Genomic DNA, 21,240 nt, shown 5'->3' with positions numbered 1-21,240 from the left:
AGTATTTGCGTGCAAACTGTGTGCAAATTTTTTTTACCTTTAGTTTCTTGAATACGAATATAAAACTATCATTGGATACACGTAGGAAGAAAAAGACGCCTCCTTGCCTATAATTTTACGATTGATTCATTTTCACAAAACCACATCAGTAAGTTTAGGTCAGTCTGTTCATAAAGAATTTTGGGATAATAAAAATGAAAAGGTAAAAAAAGCTTTCAAAGGCACTTCATCAGTTAGTATATTGAATAATCAGCTTTTGAAGGAAAAGACTAGAGCGGTTGACATAATTAATGAAGTAAATGAAAAGGACGAGCTCAATTTTTTATCCATTCTACAACTCAAAAGTAAAATCGTGCAAACTACCTCTTTTGATTCATTTTTCGAATATAGCAAGGGTATTGTGAAAGAACTACGAACTGCGGAGCAATTCGGCAACGCAAATACGTATTATGCCGTAATTAAAGTATTGGAAAAATTTACCGGTGGGACTGATAACAAATTCAATGAAGTTAATTACGACTTTCTTAAAAGGTTTGAAAGTTGGCACTTTTCAAGAGGTAATTCCATAAACGGTCTTTCAGCATACATGAGAACAATAAAGGCTATCTTTAATAAGGCTGTTAAATCTGATGTTGTTTCAAGGGATGCTTACCCCTTTAGTCATTATACAATTAAAACAACTCCAACAGAAAAAAGAGCACTTGATATCGGGAGCATCAAATCTATATTGCTATTGAAACTGGAAGAAACGGATAGCTTGTTCCATTACAGAAACTTCTTCTTAGCATCTTATATGCTCTAGGGTATTTCTTTAATGGATTTAGCTTTTTTAAAAGTTCAAAATATCATTGACAACCGTATTAAGTTCCAAAGAAAAAAGACATACAAACCCTATGATATTAATATAACACCCCAATTAAAGGAGATACTTTCATTTTACCTCAAAAACAAACACAAATCAGATTTTATATTCCCAGTAGTTAAGAGAGAAACGGTTGAACTTCACCATAAGGATGTATTATGGGCTCATAAAAGATATAATAAAGGATTGAAAGAGATTGCCAATCAATGTAATATTGAACAGCGGTTGACCTCCTATGTGTCTCGTCATAGTTTTGCGACGCAGGCCATGTTGCAGGATGTGCCTCTGCAAGCAATTTCAGCCATGCCAGGGCATAATCGCTTATCAACTACTCAAATATATCTTAAGTCTTTGCCTAGTGAGATATTAGATGGTTACAACAAGAAATTGGTTGAATTGTAAAATTGGATTTTAGATAACCCCCAAATCTTACCATAATTTAACTGCGCCTGGATCCTGTTTCGATTTTATAGTGTTCCGGCAATAAGCGTAAGGTAAAATCGAAATAGGGCGCACCCTACTTTTGATTTGAAACACTTTTCTTCTATTTTCTGACTTTGCGACCATCGGGAGTAAAGCGAGTTTGTTTTTGTGGCCACAAAAACACATCTCGCGCTTCCTGATCAAATCCATTTTTGGCGACAAATTGCCACTATTACTTTTAGTCTTAAATGGTGAAATTTTCAAGGGGTACTTTTATGTCTCCCTGCTAAATTCCAAAACTTTTATATTCTTTAAAGACTGCTGATGAAAGAAAAAAATAGCATCATCTTTATTGCTGATCTAGATAAGTTCCTGGTCAGTTTCTGACTCATCCATTTTCCAAGACGGATTTTGAAAATCTGAAATTTTAAATTTTTTTCTTCACCAGCTTTTTATTTCCTATTTCACCTACCTTCTTACCTAACTTAATAATGAAAGGGCCTATAGCTTAGGTCAGTTCTTAAATTCGAGTAACCTATATTACCATTTAGGAAGGAAAGGTAACCTTTAAGTAGGATTAGTATTATAGAAGTTACCCAGTTCCATCTGCTAGTGCCGCTGGCCTAGTTCATTCTTAGGTAAATAGGTAGGTGCAATTCCATTTTTTTATAAAATTTCACTGAGAAAATTCAGGAAAAAATTGCTTTACAAAACTGGTGTCTAATGCAATCATTAAAGGCTGCCTGAATGAACCGGTCAATACTGTTGGACGGTGAACCCTTAAACCTTCAGAACCATAGAACAATTATTTTTTTCTTTCATTAGCCAGACAGTTTAACTAAATTTTTGATGATATGATGACAATGTCGGGAACAGCCCATAATCATTGGACTTTAAACATCATCGATTTGTCATCACGGCATCATTTTATAATATTTCAAAGGCTGTTCCGTCATCATTATTTTTTCTGATGACAAAATAATGACAGTTTGATGACCGCTTCAGCTACCATAAACATTTAATTCGACGTATTCCGTCATCTTTTCATCAAAATATCTGCCTGAAATAAAATAAAACTGTTTTTTCTTCAATAGTAACCCAAAGAATAGTTTTAGGATTTTTATGCGACTTAGAAAAAGTGGTCCCTAAAATGGTTCGTTTCATGAAACCCAGAAGTGGGTAAGAGTAAAGGAATTTGGAAATTAGACATCTAAAGATCTATATAAATTACCCACAAGAACACGTCTGTAAAAGTTAGTTCTTTTGATACCGTTCATTTTGATATTTCCGGTAGCATAATTTTCTTATCGATATTCTTTACTTTTGAAGCATGAAAATGCTTGCCGTCATTTTGTCCTTGTTTACAATTTTCCTGTCTACATACCCATGTTGCCAGGATGAAGACTCATGTGAGGAAATAATAACGATAGAGGATAACAGTGGGGGAAGTTCCCAAAACGAAGAACCCCATGAAAGTAAAGGGCCCTGCTCCCCATTCTATAATTGTGGCCGTTGCGTGGGTTTTACCTTAACTTTCCATGAGATGATTTTGGTTCCTATTGAACATAAGCTGAAAAAGGGTTTTGTTCCTTATCTTCGATTTCAGCCCAAGGAAGAACTTTTCATAGCCCTTAAGCCTCCGAGATATTTTGAAATATAACTAAAACTAAATGGTCGAACCCCCGACCAAAATCCTTTTACATATTTCAAAAAAATCCAAAAAATGAATCCACGATTATTTTTGGTACTAACCCTTTTCGGGATGGTATCAACGTTTGCACAGAACAAACTTGAACTTACGGTTATGGACTCCCTGACGAGAGAACCTTTATTGGGGGTCACTGCTCAAATTAAATCGATTGAAAAAGGCACTATATCCGACTATAACGGTAAGATATATATGGAAGAAATTCCTGATGGCAATTATATACTTAGATTGAGTTACATAGGTTATTCCAAAAAAGAACTAAATCTATCCTTTCCACTCACTTCGAATATTCAGGGTAAGACGATATACCTGATACCTCAAACGGAGGAAATGGAGGAGATTACATTGGTATCCACCAGAAGTACCCGTACAATCGATGATATACCCACTCGCGTTGAAGTAATTGCCGGAGAGGAACTTTCCGAAAAGGGAAACATGAAACCAGGGGACATTCGAATGTTGCTGAATGAAAGTACAGGTATCAGGACCCAGCAGACTTCGGCAACAAGTTACAATTCCAGTATACGCATTCAAGGTCTTGACGGTAAATATACCCAGCTTCTAAGGGATGGGCTTCCCCTTTACTCGGGATTCGCCAGCGGATTGAGTTTAATGCAGATTGCCCCATTAGACCTAAAGCAAGTCGAAGTCATAAAAGGTTCCAGTTCCACATTATATGGTGGTGGCGCCATAGCCGGATTGGTAAACCTTATATCCAAGACCCCAAGTGAGGAAGCGGAACTTAGTTTTATGGCCAATGGGACTTCCGCTTTAGGTTTAGACTTAAGCGGGTTCTATTCTGAAAAATTCAATAAGGTAGGAACAACGATTTTTGCTTCTTATAACCTTGGTACTCCATACGATCCATCCGGTATTGGCTTAACCGCCATACCAGAGTTCGATCGTTTTACATTAAATCCGAAAATTTATGCATATCTCGGTACAAATACGGAAATGATGCTTGGTCTTAATGCCATCTGGGAAAACCGTCTAGGTGGAAATCTGGATTTTATAAAAGGGAAAAGTGTGGTAGACCCATACTTTGAATCCAATGAAACGGAGCGATTTTCTACTCAATTTAGCTTGAACCACTCCATTGATGAAAGAAACCGGTACGAAGTAAAGAACAGTTTCAATTTTTACGACCGAACTATTCAAATTCCAGATTTCACTTTTTCGGGATATCAGAGATCCTCGTTCAGTGAACTTAATTTTTCCACGGATTCAGAGGAGGGCTTGGAATGGGTCTTTGGGGGCAATCTTTGGACGGAATATTTCAATGATACCAGAGAAGATCAAAGTTTGGCCTTGGATCAATCATATCAGATTTATGGGTTGTTTGCACAAAACGTATGGCCCATAGACGACAAGCTATCCGTAGAGACCGGTCTAAGGTTCGATTTTCATTCCGATTATGGTGCCTTGGCATTGCCTCGGATATCCGTTCTCTATGAACCGGCCAATTCATTGACCTTTAGGCTTGGTGGCGGTATGGGATACAAGACCCCCACGGTTTTCATTGAAGATGCTGAACGGTTGCAGTTCAGAAATGTGTTGCCTGTAAATACGAGCGAGTCCGATTTGGAACGCTCCTCGGGAGGAAATTTTGATATCAATTACAAGTGGGTTCCACTAGCAGGTATGACCATGTCAATCAATACCCTGCTCTTTTATACTAAAATTGACGACCCATTGCTTTTGGTTGCTGACGGGAATGGAATTTACAGTTTTGACCAGCCCAACGGTTATGTGGACACCCGAGGTGTGGAGGTCAACCTTAAGGTCAAATATGTTGATTTTAAACTGTTTACCGGATATACCCATGCCAACGTAATACAAAATATAAATGGGATAGTTTCAGATTTTCCCTTGGTAGCAAAACATCGCTTGAACAATGTTTTGATGTACGAAAAAGAAGAAAACCTATGGGTTGGTCTAGAGGCATATTATTATAGTCCACAAAAATTGAGCAATGGGGAAATTGGAGATTCGTACTGGATCATGGGACTTATGAGTGAAAAGAAACTAGGCGAAAATTTTTCTATTTTTCTAAACTTTGAGAACTTCTTGGATACCCGACAGACAAGATTCGGGACAATTTTTACCGGCAACATTGGAAATCCCCAGTTCTTGGATATCTATGCTCCTGTAGACGGTTTTGTTATCAATGGAGGCTTCAAGGTAAAATTATAGCACTATGAAAGGGAAACAAGTTATGGAGGATATGGAAACAAGGCTTCTTGAAGGTGGGGTTCGCCCCACCGCTATGCGAATACTGATTTCCAAATTTATGCTACAGAAGGACACGGCGGTCGCCCTGACCGATATAGAGAGCGCTTTCGCAAAAGTGGATAGGACTACCATATACAGAACTATAAAAACTTTCGAGGAAAAAGGGATAGCTCACCAAATAGACGACGGCACGGGAATTCAAAAATATGCACTTTGTGAAAAAGGATGTAATTGCGATATAGCTCGAGACTTACATTTGCACTTCCATTGCAGCAATTGTAACCAAACCGTATGTCTGACAAACCATAAGTTACCACATATCAATTTGCCCCAAGGATATTTTGCGGAGAACATAAACCTGGTGGTAACAGGTATATGTAAGAAGTGTAGTCTATAAGTATGCACTTCCATTGCATTGGTTGAATTATGATATTGTGGTCATGAAAAAGAAAAAAATAAACTTGCGTGATATAGGTACTGACAAACATGGAGGCGAACATGGCTATGAGGATGTACATCATCATGGAAGCTCGAAGACCAAATCAAATTTTCGAAGCTATATACCCGCTATTTTTAGTTTTTTGGTTTTGGTCACAGGTTTGGTCCTTGATAATTTCGGAAACTATGCAATTTTTGAAGGTTGGACCAGGATTATATGGTATGTAGTCGCTTACCTACCTGTCGGATTTCCAGTTTTAAAATTGGGCTGGAACAGTATCCTTGAAGGTAATTTTTTTACCGAATTTTTATTGATGTCCATAGCCACTATAGGCGCTTTTGCCATTGGCGAATATCCTGAAGGAGTTGCCGTTATGCTCTTTTATTCTGTTGGAGAACTATTTCAGAGTGCCGCGGTCAAGAGGGCCAAGGGAAATATCAAGGCTCTTCTGGATGCAAGGCCCAAAGAAGCAACGGTAATTCGTGACAACAAACTGGTTTCCGTCGCCCCTGAAACCGTTGCAATTGATGAAAGGATTCATGTACGCGTGGGGGAAAAGATACCGCTTGACGGTATTTTGCTTTCCGAAAAAGCATCGCTGAATACCGCTGCCATTACCGGTGAAAGCACACCTGATACCAAAGTAAGGACCGAAAAAGTATTCGCAGGTAGCATTAACCTCGATGGGGTAATTGAAGTACGGACGACCAAAGAATTCAAGGACAGTTCCATTGCCCATATCTTAGATATGGTACAGAACGCAACCGCACGAAAGTCAAAGACCGAATTGTTTATTCGGAAATTTGCCCGGATCTATACCCCAATCGTCGTATTCCTGGCTATTGGTCTAACCTTCTTACCCTATTTTTTTATCGACAATTATATCTTTCGGGACTGGCTTTATAAGGCCTTGATATTTCTGGTGATTTCGTGTCCCTGTGCGCTAGTGATTTCCATTCCCTTAGGATATTTCGGTGGGTTGGGTGCGGCATCTCGCAACGGTATTCTGTTTAAGGGCGCATCCTTTTTGGATACCATGACCAAGGTAGATACCCTGGTAATGGATAAAACCGGGACTGTTACCAAAGGGGTTTTTAAAATCAAGGAAGTAGTAAATAAATCCACTTTCGGCGGAAAAGAATTTATGCAGTACGTGATGGCAATGGAAGAGCAATCCACCCATCCCATAGCCAAGGCCATTCTTGAATACAAAGCCGATGGTGCGGATTTTCAAGCGACCGAGGTTTCGGAAGTTGCAGGAAAGGGATTGAATGGTACGGTAAATGGAAAGCAGGTATTGGTCGGAAATAAAATATTGATGACTTCCAACGGAATCGAGGTTCCCTTAGAAACCGATACCATAGTCGAATCCATAGTTATGGTGGCCATCAATGGAAAGTTTGCGGGATACGTGACCATCGCCGATGAGCTAAAAGAAGACGCGCACCAAGCTATAAGACAAATTCGAGACGCAGGAATTTCCAAAATAATTATGCTTTCAGGTGACAAGGATTCCATTACCCAAAAAGTTTCCCAAGAATTGAATATCGATTGGGCCAAAGGCGGTCTTCTACCGGAAGATAAACTCAATGAAGTTGAAGAACTCAAAAAACAACCCAATACGAGGGTGGTCTTTATGGGCGACGGCATCAACGATGCGCCCGTACTCGCCGCAAGTGATGTGGGTATAGCCATGGGTGGTTTGGGAAGCGATGTGGCCATCGAGACCGCGGATGTCATCATTCAGACAGACCACCCTAGCAAAATAGCAACAGCGGTAAACATCGGGCGTTCGACCCGCCGAATAGTTTGGCAAAATATCGGTTTGGCTTTTGGTGTGAAAGCAATCGTTCTTATACTAGGTGCAGGTGGTTTGGCCACCATGTGGGAAGCCGTTTTCGCCGATGTAGGCGTTGCCCTTTTAGCTGTCTTAAACGCCGTAAGGCTTCAACGGATGAAGTGGAAGTAAATCCGAATGTGTTTATATACAATCCATTCCCATAAAACGGCTTTATAATGAGACAGTTTCAAATGGGCCAATTGCTATTAGTTTAAAAGTCCCATTCTTGGTCTTTTTTAGTTGTTTCGTCAATTGACATTTTATGGGACTCAGATTCCTTAATCTAATATTGAAGTTAAAGCACCCTTTCAATGGCAATACCTTTTCCAAAATATATCTTTAAACGGTGAAGAAGTGTTAAAATAGACCAATTTGAATCAAAAAATACCGAGCTTAATTTAAAAACGGTTTTGCGTGCAAATGAAAAAAGCTTCAAAAGTCAAAAACTCTTGAAGCCTTATGTTTACTGGTGGAGAATACCGGATTCGAACCGGTGACCTCTTGCCTGCCAGGCAAGCGCTCTAGCCAACTGAGCTAATCCCCCTTTTTAGGCGTCGCAAAGGAAATACTTTTTCGCAACGTATCAAAATACATCTTAATCTTTCTTGGTACTCAAGATCAATACTGGAATGGGTACGGAAAATTCCGATTTTAAAATGGTGCTTTTTTCCCATAATTTCTTAAAAAAGCCACGCTTTCTTCTAAAAACACAGAGCAAATCGGGATGTTTGGACTGAAAATGCTCCAGAACTCCCAAGTATGTAGTTGCGTTTTCGGTTATAGTCAAGTGGGAACTAATATCCATCAGAGCAGTATTGATTTTGAGGTCGTCATCAGTATAGCCCGGTGTCTTTACTAATAACAAATTGACTTTCGACCTATGCTTTTCAGAAATAGTGATCAGGGAATTCAATATTCTCTTACGCTTTAGTATACCAGACCTGAAAGCCACCAAAATACTTTCAAAAGGCTTGTATTTTGTGCCTTTTGGGACTACCAAAGTTGGGATATTGGTTTGTTTAATGATTTTTCCGGAAGTAGGTCCAAGATAAACCTCCTCCTGAATATCGTTACTTCTAGGAGCTAGAATAATTAAATCTATGCCCAGTTCATTATCAATTTCCAAAAGCCCGTCTACCAAATCTCCTTTAAACGAGGCTATTTTTAAATCTATTTGTTTGGTATCTATCTGGGCAATGACCCCTTTCAGTCGCTCCTTACCGCTCTCCGCAACAATTTCAGATACATTGGCCAAGGTGCCGGCCTTTGAGGTCACATTAAACACTTCCATCACATAGACCTCCGCTCCAAAATCAGTGGCAAAGTCTACGGCATATTGTAAGGTTTCGCTGGCGTCAGGGGATGTGCCTATGGGAACAAGGATATTCTTCATGGTTGTTTTGTTGTTTATTCCTCTAAATTTACAATTTTAATATTTTGAATGATGATTCAGCCAGCAAAGATATCTGAAATTCCCGATATTCTTTCCATGACAAACGCCTGTCGACTGCACATGGAATCCAAAAATATTTTTCAATGGACAACGGAATATCCTTCCGAAGAAAAATTCCTGACAGATATAAAAAGAAAGGAATTATACGTATTAAAAAAGGAAGATGAAATCATTGGATGCATTGTCATTTCCAGCCTTATGGATGAGGAGTACCGGCACGTCGCCTGGTTATCGCCAAATTCCAAAAACCTGTACGTTCATAGATTGGCGGTACATCCAGAGCATCAGGGAAAGGGTTATGCCCTACAACTCATGGATTTTGCCGAGGACTTTGCAAGACAAAACAATTTTATATCGATCAGGTTGGATACCTTTAGTCAAAATAAAAGAAACCAAAGATTTTATGAGGCAAGAGGCTATAAAAAATTGGAGGATATTTACTTTCCAAATCAGAGCAGCTACCCCTTTCATTGTTATGAACTTGTAGTATAAACCATTTTGAAATCTACCGTCACCTTAAAACGAATCAATAGTTTGGCCATACCTGCCACCGTTGCCGGAATTGCGGAACCTTTACTTTCAATAACCGATACGGCCATCGTGGGCAATATTCCCGTAGACGGACTGGAATCACTTGCAGCGGCCGGAATCGTAGGGTCCTTTTTATCCATGCTTATTTGGGTTTTGGGGCAAACTAGAAGCGCCATTTCCGCCATCATTTCCCAATACCTGGGAGCGGGAAAACTCGAGGAGGTAAAGACCTTGCCCGCACAGGCCATCTATTTGAATATTGCTTTAAGCCTCATCATTTTATTGTCCACCGTATTCGTAATCCGAGAGATTTTTGAGCTTTTGAACGCCTCCGGAAAAATACTAGAATATTGTATCAGCTACTACTCCATTAGGGTTTGGGGCTTTCCCCTTACCCTTTTCACATTTGCCGTGATGGGAATTTTTAGAGGACTGCAGAATACCTATTGGCCCATGGTCATTGCAATTACGGGAGCCGTCCTAAATGTTGGGCTGGATTTTCTTTTGGTATACGGGGTAGAAGGAATTATTGCCCCCATGTATTTAGACGGAGCGGCATGGGCGAGCCTCATAGCACAAACCGTTATGGCCATAATGGCCCTATGGCTTCTTTGGAAAAAGACCGAAATAAGTCTCGTACTAAAATTTCCAATACATCCAGAATTGGGACGCTTGGTGGTTATGAGCCTCAACCTTTTTGTAAGGGCCTTGGCATTGAACACTGCACTTATTTTGGCGGTACGGGAGGCGACCGCCTTGGGCGATAAATTTATCGGCGCACATACCATTGCCATTAATCTTTGGCTTTTTTCGGCATTTTTTATCGATGGCTATGGAGCCGCTGGAAACATTATGGGGGGAAGGCTTTTGGGTGAAAAGAACTATGCCGACTTATGGCTTTTGGCAAAGAAAATTGTGAAATATGGAATCTATGTGAGCTTGGTCCTTATAACGGTATCCTTTCTGTTTTATAAACCGATAGGCCGACTCTTCTCCAACGAGGAGCTGGTTTTGAACGCTTTCTATGGCGTATTTTATATCATCATTCTTGGACTGCCCATTAATACCGTAGCCTTTGTACTGGACGGAGTCTTTAAGGGTCTTGGCGAAATGAAATACCTGCGAAACACATTGCTAATCGCTACGTTTTTAGGATTTATACCGATGCTTTTCTTGGGAAGGTTTCTAGAATGGGGTCTTATGGGCATTTGGGTAGCGTTTACGCTGTGGATGTTGATACGGGGTGGAGCCTTGGTCCTTAAATTCCGAAGAAAGTTTCGACCCCTGTTACAAAACCATTAATTTTGATGAAAACCTTTTGATTATGGGAACCGATAGGGAAAACGGCAGTCTTTACACCAGTATGAACGGCAATGTTGCGACCATAGAGTTTGGGCATCCCGCCAGTAATTCCTTCGTGGCGGTTTTGTTGGAACGGTTGGCCAATGAGTTTGATAAGCTTTCCAATAAAAAGGATGTCCATGTAATCATTTTAAAGTCCGAAGGTGAAAAGGCCTTCTGTGCCGGGGCCTCCTTTACCGAGTTAATGGCCGTATCCAACTTGGAAGAAGGCAAGGCGTTTTTTAGTGGGTTTGCCCATGTCATCAACGCCATGCGAACCTGTAAAAAAATGATCGTAGGACGGGTACAGGGAAAAACCGTTGGCGGGGGCGTTGGGTTGGCCGCTGCCTGTGATTATGTGTTTGCCCATGAAAATGCCGCCATAAAACTATCTGAATTGAGTATAGGCATAGCGCCCTTGGTCATTGAACCGGCTGTGGAACGTAAAATTGGATCGGGCGGACTATCAGAGTTGTCACTTGCAACAACAGAGTGGAAATCGGCCTACTGGGCCCAGGAAAAAGGATTGTTCTCCAGGGTATTCGATTCGTTTTCCGAAATGGACAGGGAACTCGACTTTTTTGCCAATACATTGGCATCCTATAACCCTGATGCGCTGACCGAATGGAAAAAGGTGCTTTGGAAAGGAACCGATCATTGGAATCACTTATTGCTTGAGCGTGCTGCCATTACCGGTACTTTAGTGCTTTCTGATTTTACCCGAAACGCATTATCAAAATTCAAACAATAGGCAATATCCCATGGTATACTCCGTTGTTGTCCATAATAAGTTAACTCCATGGAAATATTTCAGTTTTTAAACGGGGACCTTATCTTTCCCATACTCGCCCTTTTTGTCGTAGTTGTATATTTTGTGAACAGAATACGCACAAGACGCAAGTTCAAACGTTAGTGCCAGTGATACCTCAACTTCCTGAAATCAGAAGAAATTCCTTACTGACCAGGAACAGGCCCGCATTCTTTCACCACACAGTGGACAGATATACTCAATTTTGAACTTGAGTTTGATATTTGTTCTTAAACTTGTATTTGTACTTGATATTTTAGTTTGAGCTCGAATTTGATTCTTGAGCTTGAAATTGATTTTAGGAACGGGTCTTCAGCCAGCCCGTGATACTCAATCGCTGTCGGTTGGCCGGTTTTACCTCGTGTTCAATTTTTTGGCTTTCAAATATGACCGTCCTGCCGGGCATTGGAAATACCTGCTTGGCATATTCCTTTCCATTTTCATCGTTTAGGTAGAGCACCAGCTCTCCCCCATGTTCGGGCAACCAATCGTTTTCGTTCAAATAATACACGACGGAAAGTCTGCGCCCATCGTCATTTTGAAAGGTATCCAAGTGCCGTTTGTAAAACTTGCCCGCCGGATAGACCGCATAATGAAATTCCTTTTTTAAGATACCCAGAAAACAGGTCTTGTTGAGATAATCTGAAAGTTCGTTGATCCTATTAAAAAATGACGATTGGACGGTGTTTAGTTTGGTCTCGTCCATCCATAGAATGAAATCGCCCCGTATTTCCGTTTTAATGATTTCATTGGTCCGGTTCCCAATAGCCGCTTTTTTAAAATAGTCCTCTTCATATTTGTAGAGCAGGTCGGCACGTAGGCCGTTAATGGTTTCCTCGGGAAAAAATGTATCCAGGATACTGTAACCGTCCCTGAGGATATCCTCGATCAATCGCTCAAAAAGCGGATTCTCCTCAAAGTCAAGTTGTTCTACCAATCCTGCCATTTCGATTTTTTTAAAAAGCCGACAAATGTAAATCTAAAACAGATCGGTTTTACAAATTGAATACCTTTGTACAACCAATGAATTCTTATGGGTACTATTAGGATTACCAAACAGTTCAATTTTGAGACCGGCCACGCACTATATGGCTACGATGGCAAATGCCGAAACGTGCATGGCCATAGTTATAAACTTTCGGTTACCGTAATAGGAAGACCCATTACGGATACCTCCCATGTAAAACTGGGAATGGTCATTGATTTTGGCGACCTAAAAAAAATCGTCAAGGAAGAAATTGTGGACAAATTTGATCACGCCACGGTATTCAATAAAAACACGCCCCATGTGGAACTGGCCAAAGAACTTACGGAAAGAGGTCATAACGTGATTTTGGCTGATTACCAGCCTACCAGTGAAAATATGGTCATAGACTTTGCAAAAAAAATTAAGGCCAGACTTCCCAAAAACATCGAACTATTCTCTTTGAAACTTCAGGAAACGGAAACCTCCTTTGCGGAATGGCATGCCAGTGACAATTAAGGCGCAAACATTTCCTATCTTTATCCATCATGACCACTATACATCTTCCCATTGGCAAAAAGGTATACTTTGCGAGCGATAATCATTTGGGTGCCCCCAATACCGAAACGAGCTTTCCAAGGGAGCAAAAATTCGTGAAATGGCTGGATGGGATTAAGACCGATGCCGGTGCCATTTTTCTTTTGGGCGACCTCTTTGATTTTTGGTTCGAGTATAAAACCGTTGTGCCAAAAGGTTTTACCAGAACTTTAGGGAAACTTGCAGAACTATCGGATGCTGGAATTCCCATTTATTATTTTGTGGGCAATCATGACCTTTGGATGAACGGCTATTTTGAGGAAGAACTGAATATTCCAGTGTATCATGCACCCAAACAATACCAGATAAACGAGGTTTCATTTTTTATAGGACATGGTGATGGCCTAGGCCCTCATGACAAAGGGTATAAACGAATGAAAAAGGTGTTTACCAATCCAGTGGCCAAATGGTTCTTTAGGTGGCTACATCCAGATTTGGGGGTAAAGGTAGCCCAGTACTTCTCGGTAAAAAACAAATTGATTTCCGGCGATGATGATGCCAAATTTTTAGGGGAGAATACGGAATGGCTGGTACAGTATGCCAAACGTAAATTGCAGAATCAGCACTACGACCATTTTATATTCGGACATCGACATCTACCCTTGGAAATCGACCTCAACGAAAAATCAAGATATACCAATATTGGGGATTGGGTCAATTACTTTACTTATGCCGTTTTTGATGGGAAGAAACTGGAATTAAAAAAATATGATTAACCTTTTAAAAGGATGAGCCTCATTCCTTTTCATGGTCCTCGATATCCTTGGAAAGGTCCAATCTTCTAAAGGATGGCCACGCCAGAGCTGTTAGCCCAACGGTTAGAATAGTCATACTTCCGCCAAAAATTACGGCCGTAACCGTTCCCATAAGTTTCGCAGTTACCCCACTTTCAAAAGCGCCCAATTCGTTGGAAGAGCCCACGAACATGGAGTTTACCGATGCAACCCTACCCCGCATGTTGTCCGGTGTCTTTAATTGTAGGATGGTCTGGCGAATGATCATGGACACTCCGTCAACGGCACCGCTCACAAATAGTGCTATGACCGATAGCCAAAAATACGTGGACATCCCAAAAACGATGATACAGACCCCAAACCCAAAAACGGCCCAAAGCAGTTTTATTCCCGCGTTTTTATGCAAAGGAAAGCGGGTAGAACCCAACATGGTAATGGACGCGCCAACGGCTGGAGCGGCCCTGAGAATCCCAAAGCCTTCAGAACCTACATGTAGAATATCCTGGGCAAAAACAGGCAACAGGGCCACCGCACCTCCAAAGAGTACCGCGATCATATCCAAGGTAAGAGCCCCTAAGATGGCCTTGGTATTGAACACAAACCTCAAACCTTCCCGCAAACTTTGAAAGACCGGTTCCCCAATTTTGGGGTTCATGATCGGTTTTCGTGGTATTTGGAACAAGGTAATCAATGCCAATACCGAAAATCCAAAAATGACGCACATGGACCAATGTACCCCAATAAAACTAATGGAAAACCCAGCCAATGCCGGTCCTAAAACCGAAGCCAATTGCCAGGTAGAGCTGCTCCACGTAGCCGCATTCGGATAAATTTTCTTGGGCACGATGAGCGCAATCAAGGAAAAAATCGTGGGGCCCAAAAAAGCCCGCACCAGGCCACCCATAAAAACAAGAGCGTAGATTCCATACAAAATGGTCTTTGTTTCCCAAGTGTCTTCCAAACCGGGCCAACTCAACAAAAATAGACCGAAACTAATCACCGAAAAGCCCAAAATACATTTCACCAAAAGGTTCCGTTTTTCCTTTTGGTCCACGATATGGCCTGCAAAAAGTGCCATTCCCACGGCCGGGATTACCTCCATCAAACCAATGATTCCCAAGGACAACGGGTCCTTTGTCAAGGTATACACTTGCCATTCGATTACGATGAACTGCATGGACCAAGCAAAGACCATGGCAAAGCGCACCAGTAAAAAAATATTGAATTCCCTAAACCGTAAGGCCGCATACGGGTCAATCTTTTGGGTCATGCTGTGGCTATTTTATATCCCTAATTTTTAGCTGAAGAGTAGTGTTTCCCTGCCATTCGTTTTCATCTATGGAGAATACGGCATCAAATAGTTTCCTACTGGTAACCTTGGCAAGTTTATCCCCAAGATTGAAACCTATACCGTCAATCCTATAGCTATCCTCCTGTGTAACGGATACCTTTAAATGAGCATCTTCCTGCCCCACAGTTCTGGCATAGCCTGTATCCACTAGATTTTGGGCCATAAAAACAGGAGCCATATTACCTGGTCCAAAAGGTGCGAATTGCTTTAAAATCCGCCATAATTTTGGGGTAATGTCTTTAAGTTCAATTATGCAGTCGACCAAGATTTCAGGAGTTAACAAGGAAGGATCTATTGACTCCTTAACTACTTTTTCAAATTGTTCCTTAAAGACTTCGTACTGTTCCTCCAATAAGGTAAGGCCAGCGGCATATTTATGCCCGCCAAATTGTTCGATACAATCGGAACAACTTTCCAAAGCATTATACACATCGAAACCTTTAACCGATCGGGCGGAGGCGGCCAATTTATCCCCGCTTTTGGTAAAAACCAAAGTAGGTCTGTAATAGGTTTCTGTCAATCTGGAGGCCACGATACCAATAACTCCTTTATGCCAATGCTCTTGAAATACTACCGATGTGAATCGGTCCTCCTCCTTGTTGTTCTGAATCTGCAAAAGGGCTTCCTGGGTGATTTCCTGGTCCAATCCTTTTCTATCGGAATTATATTTTTCTATTTCCGATGCAAACTTTATAGCTTTTGAAATATCCGTTTCGGTGAGTAGGTTTACGGCATGTTGGCCGTGCTCTATTCTTCCGGCGGCGTTTATACGGGGCGCGATGATAAACACGACATCGGTAATGGTCAGGGTCGATTTTTTAAGTTGTTGTATGATGGCCCTGAACCCGGCCCTAGGATTCTGGTTGATAACCTGTAGGCCATAAAATGCCAAGATTCGATTCTCACCGGTTATCGGTACGATATCGGCTCCAATGGCAGTGGCCACTAAATCAAGGTAATACAACAAGTCATTAATCTCCTCCCCTCGTCGAAAACCTATAGCCTGAACCAGCTTGAACCCCACACCACAACCGCAGAGTTCATCATAGGGGTAGTTACAATCCTCCCTTTTGGGGTCCAATACCGCAACCGCAGGAGGTAGAACCGAATCCGGTCTGTGGTGGTCGCAAATGATAAAATCAATTCCCTTTTCCTTGGCGTACCCAACTTTCTCCACTGCCTTGATACCACAATCCAAGGCGATGATGAGGCTAAACCCATTGTCCTCGGCGAAGTCGATTCCCTTGTAGGACACCCCATAACCCTCGTCATATCTATCTGGGATATAGGTGGCCACATTGGGATAATACGAAAGTAAATAGGAAGATACTAGGGCTACGGCCGTGGTTCCATCCACATCGTAATCGCCATAAATCAAGATATTTTCATTTTTGGCTATGGCCATTTCGATTCGGGCTACCGCCAAATCCATGTCCTTCATCAAAAAAGGATCGTGCAATTCCTCCAATTGTGGCCGAAAGAATTCTTTGGCCTCCTCAAAAGTCGAAATACCCCGCTGAAGGAGTAAATGGGCCACGATTTTTTCCACACCCAAGGCATTGGCCAATCGCTCAATCTCAACTTGTTCCGGTCTAGGTTTTATCGTCCAGCGCATTGTTAAAACTCAAATGTCAAATTAAAATACAAAAACAAAAAGTTAAATGGTTTAGTTAAAGAAAAACCATTTATCCTTTATTCTTGATTATGGTTGCTACAATCTTTATCAACTGCTCCGTTTCGTCCAGAAGTTCATTACGCCTATCAATATTCCCATATTCAATTTTAGATAATATCTTGATATTAATTCTTGATTCCTTCAACTCTTTTAAAGAAATAGTAGCTTTATTTTTAAAATCGTTTGACGTTTGGTCGCCTTGCATTTCCCCGAAATTTAAGGCTGCACTCCCTGACGAACGTAAAAGTTGGTTGCCATAATATTGACCGGTAAAGTCATTTGGTATATCCTTACAAAAGATAGCGACATTAGAGGCAAATGTCACCAGCCTATCTTCCAGGTCATATACTTTGGACATCTCCTTGAATTTGATTTTTGTATTTGTGTTTGTATTTTATTTCACGGAGTGAAATATAGTCCTGATATCCAATACAGCAAACCTCCGGAACATCTCCATCACCCCACAATATTTCTCAACGGAAAGATCTACTGCCCGTTGTAATTTTTTTTCATCAAGGTTAGGTCCATGAAAATGGTACTCTATGACCACCCTATCATAATATTTAGGATGCTCATCCGTAAGATTTGCAATGGTTTCGATGTGAAAATCGGTTACCTCCAGTTTCATTTTTTTGATAAGCGCGGCAACGTCCAGGCCAGAACATCCTGCCAATCCGGATAGCATAAGAGCCTTGGGTCTTACCCCACTACCGTCGCCACCGTCTTCCTTGGCGATGTCTATCCGTATCGTTTGCCCTGAGGGATTATTGCTCTCAAAGGCCATGTTTCCCAACCATTTGGTGGTAATGTGATTTGTTGTGCCCATAATTTTTTGTTTCTTGTGGAATACAAAAATACCATAATTAACCTCCAAAAAATAGCCTATGGCACTTGTAAATCCATTAGAACCCAATCACGACCCCGAAACAAAAAATTTAGCCGAATTCTTCAATGAAACCTTAGGATTTTGCCCTAATTCCGTATTGACCATGCAGCACCGGCCTGCTATTTCAAAGGCATTCATCAATCTCAACAAAGCCGTAATGGCCAATGAAGGTAGGGTCACTTCGGCATTAAAAAGGTTGATTGCCTGGGTCAGTAGTAATGCCACGGGCTGTCGCTACTGCCAGGCACATGCCATTCGAGCGGCAGAGCGATACGGGGCGGAGCAGGAACAATTGGACAATATTTGGGAATATCGTACCCATCCTGCCTTTTCCGAAGCGGAACGGGCCGCTCTGGATTTTTCAGTGCAGGCTTCGCAAGTACCAAACGCCGTGGATGCCGAAATTAAGGAGCGACTTTATACATACTGGAACGAAGGTGAGATTGTGGAAATGCTGGGCGTGATTTCACTTTTTGGATACCTAAACCGCTGGAACGACTCCATGGGAACCTCCATTGAGGATGGAGCGGTACAAAGTGCCGACCAATATTTGGGAAAACACGGTTGGGAGAAAGGGAAGCATGATGGGTCAAGGTATTAGTTGTTGGTTGTTCCCTTCGACTGCGCTCTGGGCAAGGGTTGTTGGTCGTTGTTTAAAGAAATGATTTTTCTGTCACTTCAAGCTTCCTGCCTTCAGTCTAACAGAAAGCGAGAAGCAAAATATTATAATGAATTAAAATTTATACTCACAACAAAAAACTCCTGAACAGCCAAATCGTCAACATTCCCCAAAAGGTACCTGTGGCCATACTTAAAATGGCCAGTACAATGGCATGGGGCATCCATTTAAGGTTATAGGCGGCCGTAACGGCGGGAGCCGTAGCTATACCGCCCACATTGGCCATACTGGCAATGGGTACCCAGGCCATATTCACGTTCAGTGCTTTGGCCACCAGCATCATAAAAACAAAATGTCCCAACAGCCAAATACATAAAAAACCAAAAAAAGGTAGATTGAAGCCCAACGTGGCCAGCTGTAATTTCAGGCCCAATACCGCCATCACCACGATAATTAAGATTCCTCCTGCTTTCAGGGCGAAACTATAATTCCATTTAGGAAGAAAATTACTCAACGCCAACCCAACAAATGAAAGCAGCACCACTTTTACAATGAAGCTATCAATAAGGTAATTGCTTACAACCACAATGATTAGTAGCACCAAGGCACATATCCATGGCTTCCATTTGCTTCCCTTTTCCAAACGGATATCCTCTGGAATGGCAACATCGGTTACCCGAAACCTCTTATTTAATAAATCGCTCTTTTTTATGGTCTGGAACATCAAGATCGTCCATACGTTCACCAAAATATTATCCATCACCAACACGGTCAAAAAGATATTCTCCGGACATTCCACCAATTCCTTCAATACGAGCTGACTCGTACTTCCCCCAATCCAACTGCCCACAATGGGCGGTATGCCCATCCAGTAATCTTGATTTACCATGGTCTCCGAAATCAATTCGGTGTCAGAAAATACAAACACAAGGAGTATGGGGAAAACCGCTATAAAAAAGGAGCCGGCAACAAAAACAAGTATCGGCTTATAGCCTATGGACTTCAACTGTCCCAAGGACAAACTGCTCATGACGGCAATAATGGCCAAGGGAATAAAATAATCCCGACTAAAATTATGGATTTCGGCCTGTGAATAGTCTACGTTGAAGCTATATGAAATAAGGGCAGGAATAATATAGGCCAGCAGTATGGCCGGAACCCAATCGAACAGTGACTTAATGTGCCTATTTTCCCATCGGTCCAAATAATAGACAGCAATTACGGTAAAAGCGGAAATGACCCATGGCGCATACATAGGAACAATATAAACTAAAATTTAATTCTGTTTTGGGATTATTTTTTACCCCCCACGACAATCACTATTTCACCTTTTGGGGGCTTTTCAGTATAGTGTTTTAGAACTTCTTCCGCTGTTCCCCTAACGATTTCCTCGTACATTTTGGTAAGTTCCCTGGATACGGAAACGGGACGATCCGCACCAAAATACGCTACAAAATTGGTCAATGTCTTGAGCAATTTATGGGGGGATTCGTAAAAAATCATCGTTCTGGTTTCTTCGGACAAAAGGGTCAGTCTTGTCTGTCTTCCTTTTTTCACGGGCAAAAAACCCTCAAAAACAAATTTATCGTTGGGGAGACCACTATTGACCAAGGCGGGTACAAAGGCCGTGGCCCCGGGCAGGCATTCCACTTCCACACCGGCTTCCACACAAGCGCGGGTCAATAAAAACCCGGGGTCGGAAATGGCGGGCGTTCCCGCATCAGAAATCAAGGCAACCGTTTTACCTCCTTGAATCCGTTCCACAAGTCCGGAAACCGTTTTGTGTTCATTGTGCATATGGTGGCTTTGCATGGGCGTAGTCACCGCCAAATGTTGTAAAAGCTTTCCACTGGTACGGGTGTCTTCGGCCAAAATCAAGTCAGCTTCTTTTAAAACCCGAATGGCCCTTAGGGTAATATCCTCCAAGTTGCCAATGGGCGTTGGCACAATATATAGTTTTCCCATAGTTCCAAAATTAAAGGCCCAACACCAAGTGTTGGGCCTTATCAGTCTATAATTTCCGCTTTTATAAAAATCTACGTTCTATCAATTCCATAAAACGTATTTCATATTCTTCCTTTCCTTCCCAATTATCATAATCTGGCTTAACCATATTTTTAATGAAGGAAATCGATCGCTCATGGCTGTCTATGGTACTCAATTGGGACAATACCCTATTGTAGTCCTCCGTACTTCCATGAAAAAGATGCTTTATAAACCCAAGCTTGCTGTTCAGGTCTACTTTGAGCTCCTTGGTTACTAAACTATCGTTCAAGGATTTAGGAATATCCTGTTTCTTGGGGCTTGCGGGGGGCATAAACAGCTCTTTATCGTTCTTCATCAGGTCAGGTCTGGCCATGAACTCCGTTAACACCTCTTCCAAGCTATCTGAATTGGGCATTTCTGAAACCATATCTTTTATGGTATCCATCCCTGGAGTCATGATGTCTTCCTCATGTGGATTACTTTCAGGAACGGAGGTATTGGCACTCATCACGGCCTTGGCCATTTTTTCAAACTTTTCCGCAATAACGTTTTTTGAAACGTCTACTTGAATATCATTCAGTTCCTCCTCGATAAACTTGAGTACCGCAATTTTCTCGTAAAGCTTTTTGGCGGCCTCATACAAATCCGTGATGTCCTTAACCTCCCTGGAAGTAATAATGTCCGTGGACATTTTGATAAGATCTTCCCTTAATTTTTCCTTCATAACTACAAATTAGGTTATTCCACGCTAATCCCGCACCTTTTTTTAATAACTTTAAGATTCTATGAAT

Annotated in this window: 20 protein-coding genes and 1 tRNA gene; 11 read left to right on the top strand and 10 right to left on the bottom strand. The window is 41.5% G+C overall.

From position 1 onward, the window contains the following. The first annotated feature begins 121 nt into the window (after nucleotides 1-121). From DZC72_RS17945 to DZC72_RS06110, 5 genes are all read left to right on the top strand, one after another. Entirely contained in the window at nucleotides 122-802 is a 681-nt protein-coding gene (locus DZC72_RS17945) for a phage integrase SAM-like domain and Arm DNA-binding domain-containing protein (protein WP_243641659.1), read from the top strand. A gap of 12 nt (nucleotides 803-814) precedes the next feature. Then, nucleotides 815-1,264 carry a site-specific integrase gene (locus DZC72_RS17940; RefSeq protein WP_243641658.1) on the top strand — a complete coding sequence of 150 codons (450 nt, stop codon included), beginning with the start codon at nucleotides 815-817 and terminating at the stop codon, nucleotides 1,262-1,264. Between the two features lie 1,744 nt (nucleotides 1,265-3,008). Continuing rightward, on the top strand, nucleotides 3,009-5,186 hold the full coding sequence (locus DZC72_RS06120) for a TonB-dependent receptor (RefSeq protein ID WP_125221968.1): 2,178 nt from the start codon (nucleotides 3,009-3,011) through the stop codon (nucleotides 5,184-5,186). A 4-nt stretch (nucleotides 5,187-5,190) separates the two neighbouring features. Then, a complete protein-coding gene (locus DZC72_RS06115) occupies nucleotides 5,191-5,622 on the top strand; it encodes a Fur family transcriptional regulator (protein WP_394340618.1) in 432 nt (143 codons plus the stop codon). A 43-nt stretch (nucleotides 5,623-5,665) separates the two neighbouring features. Next, complete coding sequence (locus tag DZC72_RS06110; protein WP_125221967.1) at nucleotides 5,666-7,633, top strand: heavy metal translocating P-type ATPase; 1,968 nt, start codon at nucleotides 5,666-5,668, stop codon at nucleotides 7,631-7,633. Between the two features lie 338 nt (nucleotides 7,634-7,971). Here DZC72_RS06110 and DZC72_RS06105 read toward each other — a convergent pair. Both DZC72_RS06105 and DZC72_RS06100 read right to left on the bottom strand, forming a co-directional pair. Then, nucleotides 7,972-8,048: transfer RNA gene (locus DZC72_RS06105), tRNA-Ala, on the bottom strand. Nucleotides 8,049-8,099: 51 nt separating this feature from the next. Further along, nucleotides 8,100-8,897, bottom strand: coding sequence for a universal stress protein (locus DZC72_RS06100; RefSeq protein ID WP_125221966.1), 798 nt, complete (start codon nucleotides 8,895-8,897; stop codon nucleotides 8,100-8,102). Nucleotides 8,898-8,948: 51 nt separating this feature from the next. On the opposite strand from DZC72_RS06100, the gene DZC72_RS06095 reads away from it, so the two are divergent. The 3 genes from DZC72_RS06095 to DZC72_RS06085 are packed head-to-tail and all read left to right on the top strand — an operon-like array spanning nucleotide 8,949 to nucleotide 11,580. After that, complete coding sequence (locus tag DZC72_RS06095) at nucleotides 8,949-9,449, top strand: GNAT family N-acetyltransferase (RefSeq protein WP_125222621.1); 501 nt, start codon at nucleotides 8,949-8,951, stop codon at nucleotides 9,447-9,449. A gap of 6 nt (nucleotides 9,450-9,455) precedes the next feature. Next, a complete protein-coding gene (locus DZC72_RS06090) occupies nucleotides 9,456-10,790 on the top strand; it encodes an MATE family efflux transporter (RefSeq protein WP_125221965.1) in 1,335 nt (444 codons plus the stop codon). Nucleotides 10,791-10,812: 22 nt separating this feature from the next. Continuing rightward, nucleotides 10,813-11,580 carry an enoyl-CoA hydratase/isomerase family protein gene (locus tag DZC72_RS06085; RefSeq protein ID WP_125221964.1) on the top strand — a complete coding sequence of 256 codons (768 nt, stop codon included), beginning with the start codon at nucleotides 10,813-10,815 and terminating at the stop codon, nucleotides 11,578-11,580. Between the two features lie 355 nt (nucleotides 11,581-11,935). Here DZC72_RS06085 and DZC72_RS06080 read toward each other — a convergent pair whose 3' ends face one another. Continuing rightward, a complete protein-coding gene (locus tag DZC72_RS06080) occupies nucleotides 11,936-12,583 on the bottom strand; it encodes a 2OG-Fe(II) oxygenase (protein WP_125221963.1) in 648 nt (215 codons plus the stop codon). 87 nt (nucleotides 12,584-12,670) lie between these two features. Between DZC72_RS06080 and DZC72_RS06075 the strand changes: the two genes are divergently transcribed. Together DZC72_RS06075 and DZC72_RS06070 are read left to right on the top strand one after the other, a co-directional pair. Continuing rightward, the gene (locus DZC72_RS06075) at nucleotides 12,671-13,120 is read left to right on the top strand and encodes a 6-pyruvoyl trahydropterin synthase family protein (protein WP_125221962.1); all 450 of its coding nucleotides are present in this window, start codon (nucleotides 12,671-12,673) and stop codon (nucleotides 13,118-13,120) included. A 38-nt stretch (nucleotides 13,121-13,158) separates the two neighbouring features. Further along, complete coding sequence (locus DZC72_RS06070) at nucleotides 13,159-13,914, top strand: UDP-2,3-diacylglucosamine diphosphatase (RefSeq protein WP_125222620.1); 756 nt, start codon at nucleotides 13,159-13,161, stop codon at nucleotides 13,912-13,914. A 19-nt stretch (nucleotides 13,915-13,933) separates the two neighbouring features. On the opposite strand, the gene DZC72_RS06065 is transcribed toward DZC72_RS06070, so the two are convergent. The 4 genes from DZC72_RS06065 to DZC72_RS06050 form a co-directional block, all read right to left on the bottom strand. Next, a complete protein-coding gene (locus DZC72_RS06065; RefSeq protein WP_125221961.1) occupies nucleotides 13,934-15,202 on the bottom strand; it encodes an MFS transporter in 1,269 nt (422 codons plus the stop codon). Nucleotides 15,203-15,209: 7 nt separating this feature from the next. Further along, complete coding sequence (gene recJ / locus DZC72_RS06060; protein WP_125221960.1) at nucleotides 15,210-16,898, bottom strand: single-stranded-DNA-specific exonuclease RecJ; 1,689 nt, start codon at nucleotides 16,896-16,898, stop codon at nucleotides 15,210-15,212. 70 nt (nucleotides 16,899-16,968) lie between these two features. Further along, a complete protein-coding gene (locus DZC72_RS06055; RefSeq protein WP_125221959.1) occupies nucleotides 16,969-17,316 on the bottom strand; it encodes a four helix bundle protein in 348 nt (115 codons plus the stop codon). Nucleotides 17,317-17,352: 36 nt separating this feature from the next. After that, on the bottom strand, nucleotides 17,353-17,784 hold the full coding sequence (locus DZC72_RS06050; protein ID WP_125221958.1) for an OsmC family protein: 432 nt from the start codon (nucleotides 17,782-17,784) through the stop codon (nucleotides 17,353-17,355). A 58-nt stretch (nucleotides 17,785-17,842) separates the two neighbouring features. Between DZC72_RS06050 and DZC72_RS06045 the strand changes: the two genes are divergently transcribed. Beyond that, the gene (locus DZC72_RS06045; protein ID WP_125221957.1) at nucleotides 17,843-18,445 is read left to right on the top strand and encodes a carboxymuconolactone decarboxylase family protein; all 603 of its coding nucleotides are present in this window, start codon (nucleotides 17,843-17,845) and stop codon (nucleotides 18,443-18,445) included. 145 nt (nucleotides 18,446-18,590) lie between these two features. Here the strand turns inward: DZC72_RS06045 and DZC72_RS06040 are convergent, their stop codons facing one another. The 3 genes from DZC72_RS06040 to DZC72_RS06030 form a co-directional block, all read right to left on the bottom strand. Beyond that, nucleotides 18,591-19,718, bottom strand: coding sequence for a DUF819 family protein (locus DZC72_RS06040; RefSeq protein ID WP_125221956.1), 1,128 nt, complete (start codon nucleotides 19,716-19,718; stop codon nucleotides 18,591-18,593). A 38-nt stretch (nucleotides 19,719-19,756) separates the two neighbouring features. Further along, the gene (gene rsmI, locus DZC72_RS06035; RefSeq protein ID WP_125221955.1) at nucleotides 19,757-20,428 is read right to left on the bottom strand and encodes a 16S rRNA (cytidine(1402)-2'-O)-methyltransferase; all 672 of its coding nucleotides are present in this window, start codon (nucleotides 20,426-20,428) and stop codon (nucleotides 19,757-19,759) included. 61 nt (nucleotides 20,429-20,489) lie between these two features. Then, nucleotides 20,490-21,173: a hypothetical protein gene (locus tag DZC72_RS06030; protein ID WP_125221954.1), complete on the bottom strand. Its 684-nt coding sequence runs from the start codon at nucleotides 21,171-21,173 to the stop codon at nucleotides 20,490-20,492. Between the last annotated feature and the right edge of the window lie 67 nt (nucleotides 21,174-21,240).

It is taken from the genome of Maribacter algicola (assembly GCF_003933245.1).
Classification (GTDB): domain Bacteria; phylum Bacteroidota; class Bacteroidia; order Flavobacteriales; family Flavobacteriaceae; genus Maribacter; species Maribacter algicola.
The sequence above is the reverse complement of the archived record's forward strand: the minus strand, read 5'-3'. Positions and strand labels throughout refer to the sequence as shown.

What these genes read in the sequence shown, in the direction of transcription:
- DZC72_RS17940 (WP_243641658.1), top strand. Translation starts at nt 815, where the DNA reads ATGGATTTAGCTTTTTTAAAAGTTCAAAATATCATTGACAACCGTATT.
- DZC72_RS06120 (WP_125221968.1), top strand. Translation starts at nt 3,009, where the DNA reads ATGAATCCACGATTATTTTTGGTACTAACCCTTTTCGGGATGGTATCA.
- DZC72_RS06115 (WP_394340618.1), top strand. Translation starts at nt 5,191, where the DNA reads ATGAAAGGGAAACAAGTTATGGAGGATATGGAAACAAGGCTTCTTGAA.
- DZC72_RS06110 (WP_125221967.1), top strand. Translation starts at nt 5,666, where the DNA reads ATGAAAAAGAAAAAAATAAACTTGCGTGATATAGGTACTGACAAACAT.
- DZC72_RS06100 (WP_125221966.1), bottom strand. Translation starts at nt 8,897, where the DNA reads ATGAAGAATATCCTTGTTCCCATAGGCACATCCCCTGACGCCAGCGAA.
- DZC72_RS06095 (WP_125222621.1), top strand. Translation starts at nt 8,949, where the DNA reads ATGATTCAGCCAGCAAAGATATCTGAAATTCCCGATATTCTTTCCATG.
- DZC72_RS06085 (WP_125221964.1), top strand. Translation starts at nt 10,813, where the DNA reads ATGGGAACCGATAGGGAAAACGGCAGTCTTTACACCAGTATGAACGGC.
- DZC72_RS06080 (WP_125221963.1), bottom strand. Translation starts at nt 12,583, where the DNA reads ATGGCAGGATTGGTAGAACAACTTGACTTTGAGGAGAATCCGCTTTTT.
- DZC72_RS06075 (WP_125221962.1), top strand. Translation starts at nt 12,671, where the DNA reads ATGGGTACTATTAGGATTACCAAACAGTTCAATTTTGAGACCGGCCAC.
- DZC72_RS06065 (WP_125221961.1), bottom strand. Translation starts at nt 15,202, where the DNA reads ATGACCCAAAAGATTGACCCGTATGCGGCCTTACGGTTTAGGGAATTC.
- recJ (WP_125221960.1), bottom strand. Translation starts at nt 16,898, where the DNA reads ATGCGCTGGACGATAAAACCTAGACCGGAACAAGTTGAGATTGAGCGA.
- DZC72_RS06055 (WP_125221959.1), bottom strand. Translation starts at nt 17,316, where the DNA reads ATGTCCAAAGTATATGACCTGGAAGATAGGCTGGTGACATTTGCCTCT.
- DZC72_RS06050 (WP_125221958.1), bottom strand. Translation starts at nt 17,784, where the DNA reads ATGGGCACAACAAATCACATTACCACCAAATGGTTGGGAAACATGGCC.
- DZC72_RS06045 (WP_125221957.1), top strand. Translation starts at nt 17,843, where the DNA reads ATGGCACTTGTAAATCCATTAGAACCCAATCACGACCCCGAAACAAAA.
- DZC72_RS06040 (WP_125221956.1), bottom strand. Translation starts at nt 19,718, where the DNA reads ATGTATGCGCCATGGGTCATTTCCGCTTTTACCGTAATTGCTGTCTAT.
- rsmI (WP_125221955.1), bottom strand. Translation starts at nt 20,428, where the DNA reads ATGGGAAAACTATATATTGTGCCAACGCCCATTGGCAACTTGGAGGAT.
- DZC72_RS06030 (WP_125221954.1), bottom strand. Translation starts at nt 21,173, where the DNA reads ATGAAGGAAAAATTAAGGGAAGATCTTATCAAAATGTCCACGGACATT.